Source organism: Campylobacter concisus, from assembly GCF_002913745.1.
Lineage (GTDB): Bacteria > Campylobacterota > Campylobacteria > Campylobacterales > Campylobacteraceae > Campylobacter_A > Campylobacter_A concisus_R.
In genome coordinates this window covers 30157-44396 of sequence record NZ_PPCG01000020.1, presented here as the reverse complement: position 1 = coordinate 44396, position 14240 = coordinate 30157, and the positions used below count along the sequence as shown (strand labels likewise).

Sequence of the window (14240 nt, the reverse complement as noted above, 5' to 3'; positions counted from 1 at the left end):
ATCCTTTTAGTATTGTCCAAACAAGTCATTTAGGGCTTCACTGATGCTTGGATGAGTGAAAATTTGGTTTTTAAAGAAATTTGCATCTGCTTTTAAATTCATAGCGATCGCGATCTCGTTTATGATCTCATTTGCGTAGATGCAGTGAAAGCTTGCCCCTAAAATTTCGCCACTACTAGCTTCAACGATCGCTTTTAGCATGCCCACATCGTGATTTAGCACCTTTGCTCCTGGCACTGCTGCCATGCTAAGCTTTAGCTCCTTGAAATTTAGCCCAAGCTTGCTAGCCTCTTTTGCACTCATGCCAACTCTTGCTAGCGGAGTGTCGGTAAATAGCACGTTTGCATGGATGCTTCTGTTTTGTGTAGTGCGTTTTTTATCGCCAAAAATTTGCGAGAAAACTATCCTAAAATCATCCAAACTAGTGTAGGTAAAAAGCTCTCCGCCGCGCACGTCGCCCACTGCGTAGATGTTTGACACATTTGTTTGAAGGCGCTCATTTGTCTTTATAAAGCCTTTTTCATTTAGCTCGACGCCAGCTGCTTTTAAATTTAGATCATCTAAATTTGCTACTCTGCCAAGCGCTACTAAGAACGCATCTGCCTTAATGATCCTGTCTTCACCATCTTGTTTGAAATTTAGCGCATTATCTTTTAGGCTCTCTATCTCGCAGCCCTCTAAAATTTCGATGCCCTGCACGTTTAGCGCATCTTTTACGCTCTTAGCTATATCTTCATCTTCGTTTTTTAGAAGTTTTGAGCGTCCGACGATAGTCACTTTTGAGCCAAAATTTGCAAACATCGATGCAAACTCGATGCCGATAAATCCACTACCAACGATGACAAGATGTTTTGGCATAGTTTTTAAATCAAGCAAAGTTTTACTTGAAAAGACGTTTGAGTTTGTTATCTCAAATGGCGCATACGCCTCTTTTGAGCCAGTGTTTATGATGATAAACTCGCCTTCAACGACTTTTTGCTCGCCGTTTGAGGTTGTAACTAGGACGCTATTTTTATCTTTAAACGAGCCAACACCATCGATCACGTCGATATTTTCTTTATCATTTAGCATCGCATAGTTTTTAGAATTTAAAGCTGAGATTAACTTATTTTTATTTTCGATGCTAAGCGTGTAATACTCGTTTTCAACGCTATTATCTGCATATATCGCCTCTTTTGCAGCTGTGATTAGACGCTTTGTCGGTATGCAGCCCACGTTTATGCAAGTGCCTCCATACATCTTTGGCGATCTCTCGATTAGAGCGACTTTTTTGCCAAGCGCAGCAGCCTTTACAGCTAGCGTCTTGCCAGCCTTACCAAATCCAATAATAACAATGTCATATTTCATTTAATTTTTCCCATTATGTAGTATGTAGTTTCGTTTATCTTTTTGATATCCATTTTGTATTTATTTGCCCAGCTTTTGATGATCTCATCAACACGCTCTTTTATCTCTTTGACGGTTGCGACGTTTTTTATCTTTAGCCTATCCTCACTCCCGCTCATCGCCACAAAGCAAAGGTGTGGCTTTAGATGATCGTTTAGCTCGATCACACTCTTTGGCAAAAGGCCGTCAGTGTTATTTAAAATTCTACGCATATGCTCAGTGGTCGTTTCATCTATGTTGTAGCCAAGCTGTGTCAAAAGTGCGTTATGATCCATATCGTTCCTTTTTGCTTAAATTTGCGATCATTATAAGATAAAATTCGATAAAATCGCCTAAATTTTCAAGGACAAATATGAAAAAATTTATCATTTTTCTATTTAACATTTTGCTATTTTGGGGCTGTTCAGCAGAGCAAATTTCGCAAAATTTAGGTCTTAGCGAGCCACCACTTAATCCTGAAGTAGAGCAGATAGCAGACGCCATCTATCTATATAACGAAGGCAACTATCCAAAGGCTTGCAAGAGATTTTACGACTACGCAAAAGATGGCAATGTCCTAGCCATGCAGCAAACTGGCGTTTGTTTTCGTGACGGCAAAGGCTTTAGCAAGGATATCTTAAGGGCACTTTTTTGGTTTGAGACAGCTGGCAGATACGGCAACATAGACGGGCTAAGAAGCGCTGGATATATCTACGAATACGGCCTTGGGGTCAATAAAAATTTAGAAAAAGCGATATATTTTTATGAAAAAGCCACAAGCCTTGGCTCAAGCGAGGCTAGCTACGATCTAGGGCTCATCTATCTTGGCAAAAATGACTATAAAAAAGCTAGAATTTATCTTGATGAGGCTTGCTATCACGGCAAAGAAGAGGCCTGCACGAAGCTAAAAGAGATGAAATTTTAGCTCTCATCTCTTTTAAATTTACTACGCCTCAGCCTTTTGAGCGATCAAAACGCCCTCTATCATCTTTTTGATATCACCATCAAGTATCGCGTCAGTTTGCGAGTATGCTTCGCCACTGCGGTTGTCTTTTACTTGCTGATATGGGAAAAGCACGTATGATCTTATCTGATGTCCCCAGCCGATCTCGCTCTTTTCGACGCTGTTGCTAGCCTCTTGCTGTTTCATCAGCTCAAGCTCATAAAGGCGCGACTTTAGCATCTTCATCGCTGTGGCTCTGTTTTTGTGCTGGCTGCGGTCGTTTTGACACTGCACGACGATGCCAGTTGGTATGTGCGTGATACGGATGGCTGATTCAGTCTTATTTACGTGCTGACCGCCTGCGCCACTAGCTCTATAAGTATCTATCTTTAGATCTTTCTCTTCGATCTCGATCTCGATATCATCATCTACTTCAGGGCTCACCATGACACTAGAAAAGCTCGTGTGACGGCGTCCTGCGCTATCAAATGGACTTGTGCGAACAAGCCTATGGATGCCGTTTTCTGCCTTGAAATAACCATAAGCGTTTTCACCTTTTACGATAAAGCTCACATCCTTTAGCCCCGCCTCTTCGCCCTCTTGAAAGTCCAGAGTCTCGACCTTAAAGCCCTCACGCTCGCAAAATCTAAGATACATCCTATAAAGCATGCTCGCCCAGTCGTTACTCTCAGTACCGCCAGCTCCAGGATGGATCGATACGATCGCATTTTTGCCATCATCTTCGCCGCTTAAAAGCATAGAAATTTCAAGATTTACTATCTTTTCATCTAAATTTTTAGCGTCATCAAAGAGAGAATTTATAGTCTCTTCATCATTTTCAGAATTTGCTAGTTCAAAAAGCTCCTTTGCATCGCTTACTGCCTGATTAGCATCGTTAAATTTTGCAAGCATATTTGAAATTTTTGTCTTTTCTTTATTTAGCGCCCCTGCTTTAGCGATATCTTGCCAAAAGCTAGGGTCTTGCTCTATAGCCTCGATCTCTTTTAGTCTAGCCTTGATCTCTTCAGGCTTTACGATAGAGCCTATGTTTTCAACTTTTGTTTGTAGCTTCTTTAAAAGCTCGTTGTATTCGTAACTATCCAAGTTTTTCTCCAAAAATTTTTGCCGATTTTAGCCAAAAGTTGCTTACATTTTTAAATTTACGCCCTTTTAATCCTTTTTTGTTACAATGCCAAGTTAAAATTTCAAACAAAAAGAGTCAAAAATGCAAATCATAAGAACTATAAAAGAACTTGAAAATTTCGTCTCTAGCACAAGCGCAAAGATCGGTTTTGTGCCGACCATGGGCGCACTTCATGACGGACATGTTAGCCTTATTAAAAAATGCGTGAACGAAAATGAGATAAGTATCGTCTCAACATTCGTTAATCCAACTCAATTTTTACCAGGCGAAGATCTAGACAAATATCCAAGAAACGAGCAAAACGACATTAAAATTTGCGAGCAAAATGGCGTTAGTGCTATTTTTATCCCAGATGCTAACGAACTTTACTTTGAAGATGAGCCTCTAATCGTAGCTCCAAAGAAATTTTCAGCCATCTTAGAGGGCAAAACTAGACCTGGACACTTTGACGGCGTCTTAAGAGTGCTAAACAAGCTATTTCGCCTAACTCGTGCAAATAGCGTTTACATGGGCAAAAAAGATACGCAACAACTAATCATCGTGCAAAACATGATAAAGACATTTTTTCTAAATGTCAGCCTAGTGGCTTGCGATATCGTTAGAGAGCCAGACGGCTTAGCGCTTTCAAGTAGAAACGTCTATATCTGCGACGAAGATAAATGTAATGCTCTAAGGCTTTCAAGATCGCTAAATAAAGCACAAAATTTGATCCAAAACGGCGAAGAGGACGCAAGCGAGATCAAAACAAAGATGCTTGAAGTGCTAGAGCCACTAAAGGTTGATTATGTCGCAATTACGGATAGAAATTTAAATGAAATTTCCAAAATAGAAAAAAATAACACCATCATTTTAGTAGCAGCTTGTGTTGGCAAAACTAGACTAATAGACAATATCTGGATATAAAAATGCCAAAGCTTCACTTAATTTCACTTGGCTGTAACAAAAATTTAGTTGATTCAGAGATCATGCTTGGCAGATTGCAAAACTACGATATCACGGACGATATCAGCGACGCCGACGTCATCATCGTAAATACCTGCGGCTTTATCAAATCCGCCAAAGAAGAGAGCATCCAAACCATACTTGAGATGCACGAAGCTCGTAAAAATGGCTCTTTGCTGGTAGTGACTGGCTGTCTTATGCAGCGCTATAAGGATGAGCTCATAAAAGAACTGCCAGAGGTCGATCTCTTTACCGGCGTGGCGGATTATGACAAGATCGATGAGATAATCTTGAAAAAGCAAAATTTATTTAGCCCAGAAACTTATCTGCAAGCAAACGAAGAGCGCGTGATAACTGGCTCAAACTACCACGCCTACATCAAAATTTCAGAGGGCTGCAACCAAAAATGCAGCTTTTGCGCGATACCAACATTTAAGGGCAAGCTAAAATCGCGCTCGCTTGAAAATATCACAAATGAGGTTAAAAATTTAGTCAAAAAAGGCTACTACGACTTTAGCTTTTTGTCCCAAGACTCAAGCTCATACATGCGCGATCAGGGCGTTAGCGACGGGCTAATAAATTTAATAGCCGAGATAGAAAAGATAGAAGGCGTAAGGAGTGCTAGGATACTTTATCTCTACCCAAGCACGACCAGCAAGGAGCTCATTTCGCGCATCATCGCTTCGCCTATCTTTCACAACTACTTTGACATGCCTATCCAACACATCAGCGAAAATATGCTAAAGATAATGAAGCGTGGAAGTGGTGCTAAAAAGATAAAAGAGCTTTTAAATTTGATGAGAAATGCCGAGAATTCATTCTTACGAACCGGCGTCATCGTGGGACACCCAGGCGAGAGCGAGGAGGATTTTGAGGAGCTTTGCGAGTTTTTAGAAGAGTTTAAATTTGATAGAATTTCCGCCTTTGCCTACTCAAAAGAAGAGGACACAGCCTCTTTTGAAATGGAACAAATCCCAGCAAAAATCATCTCAAAAAGGCTAAGCAAGATAGAAAAGATCACCAAAAAAGCGATAAACGAGAGCTTGCAAAAAGAGCTTGGCAAGCAAATTTACGCATCGCTTGAGGGCATTAGCAGCGAGGGCGAGATGTTTTACGCTGCCAAAAAAGATATCTGGGATAAAGATATAGACGGTGAAATTTTGATCAATGAAAGCGATGTAAAAGAGCTTGAGATCGGCTCGCTCTACCTTTGCGAGGTCAGCGACGTGGTTGATCAAAAACTAGTCGCCACCATCATTAAAAAAGCAAAATGATAAGCCAAAATGTGCTTGATAGGCTAAGCTTGGGTGCAAACCTGCTTGCCTTCTCGCACGGCATCGATAGCACCGCACTTTTTTACATTTTGCAAGAGGCTGGGGTTAAATTTGATCTAGCCATAGTCGATCACAACGCCAGAGAGCAGAGTAAATTTGAAGTTGAAAGCGCCAAAGAGCTTGCCAGCAAATTTGGCAAAAAAATCTACATAAAAAGCATAAATTTAGGTAAGTCAAATTTTGAAAAAAACGCGCGCGAGGCGAGGTATGAGTTTTTTGGTGAAATTTGCCAAAAATTTGGCTATGAGAATTTGATCCTAGCTCATCAATTTGACGATAAATTTGAGTGGTTTTTGATGCAGCTTGGCAAGGGCGCTGGACTAAAAGAGCTCTTTAGCATGAGCGAGCTTGAGAGCAGAGAGCACTTTTGGCTGGTTAGACCGCTTTTAAATTCACGCAAAAAAGAGCTTCAAAACTACCTTGACGAGCGAGGTTTGCGCTATTTTGTCGATGAGACAAATTTAGAAGGCAAGCTTAAAAGAAGCTTTGTTAGGCTAAATTTTAGCGAGCCGTTTTTGGACGAGTATTTTAGTGGTGTGAAGAAAAGCTTTGAGTTTTTAGAGGCTGATAGGCAAAAATTACTGCCAAATATCACAAAGATAGATGATGAAATTTTCATTATAAAAAATGATAGTAACGTCGTTCGGGGTGTCGATATGGCGGCAAAAGAGCTAAATGTGCTTTTAAGCAAGGCTCAAAAAGATGAGCTAAGCGCAAATTTAGCAAAGCAAACAAGCGTGGTGCTAAGTGGCAAGATCGCCGTTGGCTACGCTGATGGATACATCCTAGTAACGCCATTTTGCAAAGCCATAATGCCAAAAATATTTAAAGAAAAAGCTAGAATTTTAAAGCTCCCAGCGATAAATAGAGGCTATCTATTTGCAAGCGGCATTCAAATAGAAAATCTCTCTAAATTTTTTAGCAAATAGAGCGTTTTTGGGCTATAAATTTGATCTACTAAAGGCTAATTTAAACTTTTTATCACCAAATTTTTTACAACAATCTTAACAAGTCTGCAAAAATTTAAAATTTCTATCTGAAAATTTGATCTACAAAGGTCAAATTTAAAACTAAACTTTGCTTCAACCCTTGAACTAAAGAACCAGCTAACATTGGTATTTAGAGAAAGACTGCGAATTTGACTTTATTTTCTCTGATATAAACTGCTTTTGCATTTAAATGTAGAGCATAAAGGCAACAAATCTAACCAACAAAAGAGCAAATTGAAAATTTCTATCGGTAAATTTATTTATTTTTAGTTTATTGCAACTATTTTTTTGGGCTTAAATTTGGCTACAAATTTGATCTTATAAGTAAAAATTTAAAGCCTTAAGCAGCAAATTTACTCAAGATCTCAAGTAAATGCCCACTTCAACCTTGGCAAAAACGGCACTAAACCTAAAAAATTTCTATACTAAAAGTTAAATTTATAGTAGAGACTAGTAAATTTATTAAATGCAATCACATCATTTGTGATGTAAATTTTCAAGCACCAAACCAAAAAACTCTAAATTTATATAAATCTTTTTTATCAGCCAACTGCCAATTTTTAGCCTTAAATTTAAAAATCACAGCGTTCTTGCGGCTTTGAAATCGCGTATAGAAATTCGGCTTAACAATATTCATATTACTTGTAAACCATTAAAACGTAAATTTTATATATGAAACTAAGTTTTATAAACGAGATAATGAATTTTGTGGTTCATTAAATTTAAACCCTCATGCAAATTAAGCCTCAACCGATCTGCGATATCAAATTTTTACTCGGCACCAGTTACAGCAAAAGCCAGCCCATAAAACAAATTTAGACAAACCAGCGATTTAAATTTTACCTCATCAAAGCCATTTGCATAAAATAATGCGTAAAATTTTATAAATTTTATTACGCACTAGGCGAGGATTTTCTCTATAAGCTCTCTTTTTAGCACAAAGTCATAGCTAAAAGCATCCACCACGACACCAGCATAACTGCTCTCTTTTAGCATCGCAAGATACTCCTTTAGCCCTATCTCAATGCTCTCTTGCTCGCTGTCGTTTCGCCAAAGCTTCATCGCCTCTTTGCTTGTAAATGCTGGAAAATAGCTAAGCTTCTCGCCCTCATCTTCAAGCAGGATAAATTTGATATTTGAGCCCTCCTCCTCATAAACGACACCACCATCAGGCTTTGCGAGCGCTTGGTTTAAAAGCACAGGAGCAAAAAAAGTAGCCTTTTTTAAAGCCGATATCAAATTTATCTCATTTTTCTCGCTAGGATCACTTAAAAATTTATCCATCGCTTCTTGCATTTTAACCCCTAAAAGCCTCATCTACGGCTTGACAGATCGTGTGTATAAAAAATATGTGCGACTCTTGAATTCTTGCTGTATCGCTTGAGCCAACGACTAAATTTAGATCACATCCTTCATTCATCGCGCCACCGCCTTTACCACTAAGTCCGAGCACTGATGCGCCCATTTTCTTGGCACTTTTTATAGCTTCAAGGACATTTTTGCTGTTGCCACTCGTTGAGATAGCCACGAGCAAGTCACCTGGCTGAGCTAAGGCCTCAAACTGACGTGAAAAAACATAGTCAAAGCCGTAGTCGTTGCCAATGGCTGTAAGCGCCGAAGTGTCGGTAGTTAGCGCGATGCCTGGTAGTGGCTGGCGCTCGCTTTTATATCTGCCAGTTAGCTCGGCTGCAAAGTGCTGAGCGTCCGCCGCAGAGCCGCCGTTGCCGCATATTAGCACCTTTTTGCCATTTTTTAGCGTATCAGCCACCATCTGGCAAGCACGCTCCAAGCTACCTAGCAAATTTACATGCTCGCTAAAGGTCTTTTGGTGAGCCTCGAGCTCATTTTTTATCATTGTTTTTATCATCTTTTATCCTTTTTATTATCCCAGTTGTGCTTTTGCCCTCGACAAAGTCAATCAGCCTGACCTCTTTTACGATCTCACTGCCAACGACCTCTTTGCCCTTATAATCAGCCCCTTTTACAAGCACGTCTGGTTTTATCTTTGTTATTAAATTTAAAGGTGTATCCTCATCAAAAATCACGACATAATCAACAAATCCAAGCCCGCTTAGCACGCAGGCTCTATCATCTTGCGAGTTTATAGGTCTTGTCTCGCCTTTTAGCCTCTTAACTGAAGCATCAGAATTTAGCCCAACGACCAAAAGATCGCCAAGCTCTCTTGCGCGCGCTAGGTATTTTACGTGTCCAGCGTGCAAGATATCAAAGCAGCCATTTGTGAAAACGACCTTTTTCTTGCCCTTTTGGCTCAAAATTTCTTCTAGCTCCTCAACGCTTTTAAGCTTGTGCTCGAAATTTGCCCCAAATGAGCTATTTAGCAGCTGTTCGATCTCGCTAAAGCTAGCCGTTGCACTACCGATCTTTGCCACGACGACGGCTGCTGCGAGGTTTGCTATCTTTATCGCCTCTTTTATATCAGCTCCATTTGCCAGCATATAGCCAAGTGTGGCAAGCACCGTATCTCCAGCGCCAGTGACGTCAAAGACCTCTTTTGCTTTTGCAGCAAAGATATGCAATTTGTCATCATATAGCGCGATGCCCTCTTCTGAGATCGTGATGATCGAATAGGTCAAATTTAGCTCGTCTTTTAACTGTTTTATCGCCTTTTCAAGCTCAGCCCTATCTTTTATCTTTAAATTTGTAGCCTCGCTCGCCTCTTTTTTATTTGGCGTTAGAAGGGTCGCGTTTTTATACTTTGAGTAGTCGCTGCCTTTTGGGTCTATGAGAACTGGTATTTTTAGCCTCACGCACTCGTTTATGATCTCTTGGCAGACCTTCTCGCTAAGCACGCCCTTGCCGTAGTCACTTAGCAAGACGGCCTTGAAATTTGCAAGATTTTCTTTGACCCTTAAGACGAGCTCATCTTCTAAATTTATCTTGACAACGCTCTCTTTATCGATCCTGACAACTTGCTGGTGAGATGCCATGATGCGGCTTTTTATCGAGCTCTCACGCCCTTTTTCAGTAAGGATGAGCTCATCTTTTACATTTAGCTCAGCAAGCTTCTCTTTTATCTTTTTGCCAGCCTCATCATCTCCTAAGACGCTAGCCACACTCACATTTGCGCCAAGAGAGAGTAAATTTCTCACCACGTTACCAGCGCCACCAAGCGTGTAGGTTTCGTTATTTATCTTTACGACCTGCACAGGCGCTTCAGGCGAGATGCGCTCGCAACTGCCCCAGATATAGTGGTCCAGCATGAGATCACCGACGACTAAAATTTTAACTCTCTTAGCCATTTAGCTCTTCCTTATAAATTCTCTTTATCTCTGGCAAATAATCTTTTATCGCCTCTTCTAAGCTCCAAGTAGCGCTAAAACCAAATGCCTCGCGAGCTGGGGCTACGTCGGCCTCTGTGTGAAACTGATAAGAGCCGATAAATGGATTTTTGATATATTCGTTGCCTAAATTTACGCCGATCTCGCGCTGCAAGATGTCAGCGATATCTTGAAAGCTTCTAGCTTTGCCAGTAGCCGCGTTATAGACGCCACTTGGCGCGTCAAGTGCTTTTATATTTGCGTCAATGATATCTTTTATATAGACAAAGTCGCGTTTGATCTGGTCGCTGCCCTCAAAGAGCCTTGGGGTCTTGCCAGCTAAAATTTGAAGTCCAAACTGAAGCACCATCGAGGCGGTTTTGTTTTTAAAAAACTCGCCCTTGCCAAAGACGTTAAAATATCTCAGCCCAACCACGCTTACACCGCGTTTCGCGTAAATTTTATTGATATTATCCATGCTTAGTTTACTAAAGCCATAGACGTTATTTGGTGCTTCGCAATCGCCGACTGTTTGTGGGCTCTTTGCGTTGCCATAAGTCGCCCCTGAGCTAGCGTAGATTATCTTTGCGCCCAAACTCTCGCAGATATCAAGCAAATTTACAAAGGCATTTACATTTGTTTTTATTAGCTCGTCTTGCTCTTTTACGGTCGTATCTGAGATCGCTGCTTCGTGGTAGATGACGTCTGGGCGAAAGCTTTTTATCTTCTCAAGCGTGCTCTTATCATTGATATCGCCAGCGTAAATTTCACCCTTAAAGCCAAGTAAATTTTTAAAATGGCCAAAGCTTTTTAGATTGCCGTTGCTAAATGTCTCGTCGTTTCTAAATTTATCCACGACAAGCACGTGAGCATCTTTATAGTTTTCATCAAAATAGTGCGCCAAAGCTGAGCCGATAAAGCCAGCGCCGCCAGTTATAACTATCTTTTTTCCGTTTAAATTCATAGTGATTTTTCCTTTTTTAGCTTATTTAAAACATCTCTTACATCTTTAAAATTTATCCCATCGAGCAAGAAATTTCTGCCCACTCCTGCTCTTTTGCCAGCCTCAACGTCGCTTGGTTTATCGCCTATCATTAGCGAGTTTTCAAGGTCTATGTCAAACTCTTTGCAAGCATCAAGTATCATTTTTGGATTTGGTTTTCTGCAGGTGCATTTTTGCTCTGGAGCATGCGGGCAAAAATAGACTTTGGTGATAAAAATCTGCTCTTTTTTAAAGCTTTCAAGCATAAATTTATTTAGAGCGTCAAACTGCTCCTGCGTATAGTAGCCCCTGCCGATGCCTGATTGATTTGTCACGACAAAGAGCTTGTAGCCAGCCTTAACAAATTCTCTTAAAGCATCAAAAATGCCATCAATAAATTTGAAATCTTTGATCTCGCAAACGTATCCAGCGTCTTCATTTATGACGCCGTCTCGGTCTAAAAAAAGTGCTTTGTTGGCTGTTTCTCTTATCATTTGGTGATTATAGCCAAAATATTTTAACCCGCCCCTTGCAAATTTACATTTTTGTATTATAATGCCGGCACGTTTTTTAAAAAGGATGACAAATGAAAAAACTACTAATCGTTTCAAGTGTTGCAGCACTACTTTCAACTGCTGCTTTCGCTGCAGATGGCGCTACTATCTATAAAAAATGCATTGCCTGTCATGGCGCTAAAGCTGAAAAAGTTTTCAATAACAAAGTTCCAGCTTTAACATCACTTGACGCAGCAGCTATCGAAGCAGCTCTAAAAGGCTACAAAACAGGAGCAAATAAATTTGGTCTTGGTGCTATGATGAAACCTATCGCTACTCCAATGAGCGATGAAGATGCAAAAGCAGTAGCTGAATACATCCAAACTTTAAAATAATCATAGGGGCGCTCGCCCCTTTTTCTACAAATTTAAACTCACACCAAATTTTAAAAGCTCTTTTTACAGATAATCGTCTAAATTGCCAATCTTGTCGTTATCTATCTCTATTAAATTTAAATTGTATTTTTTATAAAGCTCTATCTTTTTCTCTTTTCTTTTTATATACGCCTCATCATATTTTAAGCCCCAAAACTCTATATAAATCTTGCCTTTTGGTATGTAAAAATCACAATAGACATCTTCTTTTATCGGCACTCTTTTTTCATAAGCGTAGGCTATGCCCTCAGCAAAAAGCCAGTTTGCTATAACTAGCTCAGCCCTACTTCTTACGTAGTGACCGTCGTTTGTTCGGTATTCAGCCTTAAATTTCTCTCTAAAGTCTTCTTTTTGCTCTTTTTTGCTAGATTTTTCGCCAACTTTTACGATCTCGTTTATGAAATTTTCATTACAAAGTAGCCTCTCGTCCCACCTAACGCTTGCTTTGCTCATGTAGTAGTTTTGCATGCCTACATAGTATCTGCCAACATCTGTCACGTTGTAGCCGTTGTCACATTTTTTTATAAAGCCTAAATTTAACAAAACCTCATTTACATCTTTTGCGTTTTTGCCAAATTTCTTTGCTATCTCTTTTGCACTAAACGTATCAGCTATATTTCTTTGGTTAAATTTTACGTAAGATTTTTGGCGCAGCTTTTGCCTGATAAATTTTGTTATCAAATTTATTAAAATGACAAATATTATGATAGGTAGCGCAAAGCTAAAAAACGCTGGCAACATAGTGGATAGTAAATTAGCCGTATCAAAAATTTGTATTTTTATGATGCAGTGAGAGTAAATTTAAATTTTAAATGATAAATTCTGGCTCAAATTTTGTCCCATTTACCCTGACAACCCTTGCTGGTATGCCAACGACAGTTGCATTTGATGGGACGTTTTTTAGCACGACCGAGTTTGCGCCGATCTTGGCATTTTCACCGATAGTTATGGCACCAAGTATCTTTGAGCCAGCGGCGATAGTGACGCCATTTTTAATGGTTGGATGGCGCTTGCCACACTCTTTGCCAGTGCCGCCAAGTGTCACTTGATGATACATCATCACATCATCACCGACCTCAGCCGTCTCACCGATAACCACGCCCATGCCGTGATCTATGAAAAATCTCCTACCAATCTTTGCCCCAGGGTGGATCTCGATGCCTGTTAGAAATCTTGCTATTTGTGAGATGAGTCTAGCTAGAAAAAACCACTTTTTCTCATATAAAAAATGAGAAATTTTATGAAACAAAACCGCATGGATGCCAGGAGTGTTTATAAGTATCGCCAAAAAGCAACAACTATGCACCGATGGGTCTTTTTCACGAACGGTTTGAACTAGCTCTTTTAGACTCTCCCACATATTTTTACGCTCCGTAAAGCTCTGTACTTAGGTATCTCTCACCGTTATCTGGAGCTATGAAAAGCACTTTTTTGCCAGCGCCAAGTCTTTTAGCCACTCTTTTTGCAGCCACGTAAGAAGCGCCGCCACTTATGCCTATCATCAAGCCATCGCTCTTTGCGATCGCTCTAGCTGCGTTTAGTGCGTCATCGTTGCTTACTTTTTCTACTTCGCTAACTAGGCTCATATCCATTGTATTTGGTAAAAATCCAGCTCCGATGCCTTGAATCTTATGTGGTCCTGGGTTGCCGCCACTTAAAACTGGTGATGCTTCAGGCTCTACTGCGATGATCTTAGTGTCATAGCCTTTTTCTTTTAGAACCTTTGCCACGCCGCTTATCGTGCCGCCTGTGCCAACGCCAGCCACAAAGGCATCAAGCTTGCTAAAGTCAGCCACGATCTCAGCAGCTGTTGTTAGCTCGTGAGCTTGTGGATTATACTTGTTTTCAAACTGGCTTAGCATTACGTGATTTGGCTGAGAAGCTAGCTCAGTAGCTTTTGCGATCGCTGCTTTCATACCGCCAGCTGCAGGAGTTAGCTCAAGATGAGCGCCATAAGCTGCAACGATCTTGCGTCTTTCGATACTCATGCTCTCAGGCATGCAAAGGATCACTTTAAAGCCAAGTGCAGCACCGCACATAGCTACGCCGATGCCTGTATTTCCGCTTGTTGGCTCAACGATAGTGTCGCCATGTTTTAGTGTGCCATCAGCTAGCATTTTTGTGATCATATTAAATGCGATCCTATCTTTTACAGAGCCGCCTGGGTTAAAAAACTCTAATTTTACGTAAATTTCAGCCTCGTCAGCACCTGTTTTAACCTTTACGATAGGTGTATTACAGATCGTTTTTACGATGTTATCGTATATCATCACTCCTCCTAAAATAAATTTCTCGTAAATTTAGCATAGAATTTAAAATAAAACATAAAAAGTCC

16 protein-coding genes are annotated in these 14240 nt (G+C 40.3%); 5 read left to right on the top strand and 11 right to left on the bottom strand.

Going from position 1 to position 14240, the window contains the following annotated elements:
* Positions 1-6: 6 nt before the first annotated feature.
* Both CYO90_RS02175 and CYO90_RS02170 read right to left on the bottom strand, forming a co-directional pair.
* The gene (locus CYO90_RS02175) at positions 7-1347 is read right to left on the bottom strand and encodes a dihydrolipoyl dehydrogenase family protein (RefSeq protein WP_103578279.1); all 1341 of its coding nucleotides are present in this window, start codon (positions 1345-1347) and stop codon (positions 7-9) included.
* Positions 1344-1661, bottom strand: coding sequence for a hypothetical protein (locus CYO90_RS02170; RefSeq protein WP_002941809.1), 318 nt, complete (start codon positions 1659-1661; stop codon positions 1344-1346). Before CYO90_RS02170 ends, CYO90_RS02175 begins: the two co-directional genes overlap by 4 nt.
* A gap of 77 nt (positions 1662-1738) precedes the next feature.
* On the opposite strand from CYO90_RS02170, the gene CYO90_RS02160 reads away from it, so the two are divergent.
* A complete protein-coding gene (locus CYO90_RS02160; RefSeq protein WP_103578278.1) occupies positions 1739-2290 on the top strand; it encodes a tetratricopeptide repeat protein in 552 nt (183 codons plus the stop codon).
* 21 nt (positions 2291-2311) lie between these two features.
* On the opposite strand, the gene prfB is transcribed toward CYO90_RS02160, so the two are convergent.
* Positions 2312-3412, bottom strand: a complete 1101-nt coding sequence (gene prfB / locus CYO90_RS02155; RefSeq protein ID WP_103578277.1) for a peptide chain release factor 2 — start codon at positions 3410-3412, stop codon at positions 2312-2314.
* A 121-nt stretch (positions 3413-3533) separates the two neighbouring features.
* Between prfB and panC the strand changes: the two genes are divergently transcribed.
* Genes panC through tilS form a run of 3 tightly spaced genes read left to right on the top strand, consistent with a single transcriptional unit; the run spans position 3534 to position 6657 of the window.
* Positions 3534-4355: a pantoate--beta-alanine ligase gene (panC, locus tag CYO90_RS02150; protein ID WP_103578276.1), complete on the top strand. Its 822-nt coding sequence runs from the start codon at positions 3534-3536 to the stop codon at positions 4353-4355.
* A 2-nt stretch (positions 4356-4357) separates the two neighbouring features.
* The gene (gene rimO, locus CYO90_RS02145; protein ID WP_103578275.1) at positions 4358-5668 is read left to right on the top strand and encodes a 30S ribosomal protein S12 methylthiotransferase RimO; all 1311 of its coding nucleotides are present in this window, start codon (positions 4358-4360) and stop codon (positions 5666-5668) included.
* Positions 5665-6657, top strand: a complete 993-nt coding sequence (gene tilS / locus CYO90_RS02140) for a tRNA lysidine(34) synthetase TilS (RefSeq protein ID WP_103578274.1) — start codon at positions 5665-5667, stop codon at positions 6655-6657. Before rimO ends, tilS begins: the two co-directional genes overlap by 4 nt.
* A 960-nt stretch (positions 6658-7617) precedes the next feature.
* Here tilS and CYO90_RS02135 read toward each other — a convergent pair.
* The 5 genes from CYO90_RS02135 to gmhB are packed head-to-tail and all read right to left on the bottom strand — an operon-like array spanning position 7618 to position 11471.
* Complete coding sequence (locus tag CYO90_RS02135) at positions 7618-8013, bottom strand: SseB family protein (protein WP_009294047.1); 396 nt, start codon at positions 8011-8013, stop codon at positions 7618-7620.
* A gap of 1 nt (position 8014) precedes the next feature.
* On the bottom strand, positions 8015-8584 hold the full coding sequence (gmhA, locus tag CYO90_RS02130) for a D-sedoheptulose 7-phosphate isomerase (protein ID WP_103578273.1): 570 nt from the start codon (positions 8582-8584) through the stop codon (positions 8015-8017).
* Positions 8559-9977, bottom strand: coding sequence for a D-glycero-beta-D-manno-heptose-7-phosphate kinase (gene rfaE1 / locus CYO90_RS02125; RefSeq protein WP_103578272.1), 1419 nt, complete (start codon positions 9975-9977; stop codon positions 8559-8561). The genes gmhA and rfaE1 overlap by 26 nt, the downstream gene beginning before the upstream one ends.
* The gene (rfaD, locus tag CYO90_RS02120) at positions 9970-10959 is read right to left on the bottom strand and encodes an ADP-glyceromanno-heptose 6-epimerase (RefSeq protein WP_103578271.1); all 990 of its coding nucleotides are present in this window, start codon (positions 10957-10959) and stop codon (positions 9970-9972) included. The genes rfaE1 and rfaD overlap by 8 nt, the downstream gene beginning before the upstream one ends.
* Positions 10956-11471, bottom strand: a complete 516-nt coding sequence (gene gmhB, locus CYO90_RS02115; RefSeq protein WP_103578315.1) for a D-glycero-beta-D-manno-heptose 1,7-bisphosphate 7-phosphatase — start codon at positions 11469-11471, stop codon at positions 10956-10958. Before gmhB ends, rfaD begins: the two co-directional genes overlap by 4 nt.
* A gap of 92 nt (positions 11472-11563) precedes the next feature.
* Between gmhB and CYO90_RS02110 the strand changes: the two genes are divergently transcribed.
* A complete protein-coding gene (locus CYO90_RS02110; protein WP_103578270.1) occupies positions 11564-11866 on the top strand; it encodes a c-type cytochrome in 303 nt (100 codons plus the stop codon).
* Between the two features lie 63 nt (positions 11867-11929).
* Here the strand turns inward: CYO90_RS02110 and CYO90_RS10425 are convergent, their stop codons facing one another.
* From CYO90_RS10425 to cysK, 3 genes are all read right to left on the bottom strand, one after another.
* A complete protein-coding gene (locus CYO90_RS10425; protein ID WP_258030624.1) occupies positions 11930-12646 on the bottom strand; it encodes a hypothetical protein in 717 nt (238 codons plus the stop codon).
* Positions 12647-12713: 67 nt separating this feature from the next.
* Positions 12714-13265 (bottom strand): serine O-acetyltransferase EpsC, encoded by a 552-nt coding sequence (epsC, locus tag CYO90_RS02100; protein WP_103578269.1) that lies wholly within the window; start codon positions 13263-13265, stop codon positions 12714-12716.
* A 4-nt stretch (positions 13266-13269) separates the two neighbouring features.
* Positions 13270-14175, bottom strand: a complete 906-nt coding sequence (gene cysK / locus CYO90_RS02095; RefSeq protein ID WP_103578268.1) for a cysteine synthase A — start codon at positions 14173-14175, stop codon at positions 13270-13272.
* Positions 14176-14240 lie beyond the last annotated feature (65 nt).

What these genes read in the sequence shown, in the direction of transcription:
- CYO90_RS02170 (WP_002941809.1), bottom strand. Translation starts at nt 1,661, where the DNA reads ATGGATCATAACGCACTTTTGACACAGCTTGGCTACAACATAGATGAA.
- CYO90_RS10425 (WP_258030624.1), bottom strand. Translation starts at nt 12,646, where the DNA reads ATGTTGCCAGCGTTTTTTAGCTTTGCGCTACCTATCATAATATTTGTC.
- CYO90_RS02175 (WP_103578279.1), bottom strand. Translation starts at nt 1,347, where the DNA reads ATGAAATATGACATTGTTATTATTGGATTTGGTAAGGCTGGCAAGACG.
- rimO (WP_103578275.1), top strand. Translation starts at nt 4,358, where the DNA reads ATGCCAAAGCTTCACTTAATTTCACTTGGCTGTAACAAAAATTTAGTT.
- gmhB (WP_103578315.1), bottom strand. Translation starts at nt 11,471, where the DNA reads ATGATAAGAGAAACAGCCAACAAAGCACTTTTTTTAGACCGAGACGGC.
- gmhA (WP_103578273.1), bottom strand. Translation starts at nt 8,584, where the DNA reads ATGATAAAAACAATGATAAAAAATGAGCTCGAGGCTCACCAAAAGACC.
- tilS (WP_103578274.1), top strand. Translation starts at nt 5,665, where the DNA reads ATGATAAGCCAAAATGTGCTTGATAGGCTAAGCTTGGGTGCAAACCTG.
- CYO90_RS02110 (WP_103578270.1), top strand. Translation starts at nt 11,564, where the DNA reads ATGAAAAAACTACTAATCGTTTCAAGTGTTGCAGCACTACTTTCAACT.
- rfaE1 (WP_103578272.1), bottom strand. Translation starts at nt 9,977, where the DNA reads ATGGCTAAGAGAGTTAAAATTTTAGTCGTCGGTGATCTCATGCTGGAC.
- CYO90_RS02160 (WP_103578278.1), top strand. Translation starts at nt 1,739, where the DNA reads ATGAAAAAATTTATCATTTTTCTATTTAACATTTTGCTATTTTGGGGC.
- CYO90_RS02135 (WP_009294047.1), bottom strand. Translation starts at nt 8,013, where the DNA reads ATGCAAGAAGCGATGGATAAATTTTTAAGTGATCCTAGCGAGAAAAAT.
- epsC (WP_103578269.1), bottom strand. Translation starts at nt 13,265, where the DNA reads ATGTGGGAGAGTCTAAAAGAGCTAGTTCAAACCGTTCGTGAAAAAGAC.
- cysK (WP_103578268.1), bottom strand. Translation starts at nt 14,175, where the DNA reads ATGATATACGATAACATCGTAAAAACGATCTGTAATACACCTATCGTA.
- panC (WP_103578276.1), top strand. Translation starts at nt 3,534, where the DNA reads ATGCAAATCATAAGAACTATAAAAGAACTTGAAAATTTCGTCTCTAGC.
- rfaD (WP_103578271.1), bottom strand. Translation starts at nt 10,959, where the DNA reads ATGAATTTAAACGGAAAAAAGATAGTTATAACTGGCGGCGCTGGCTTT.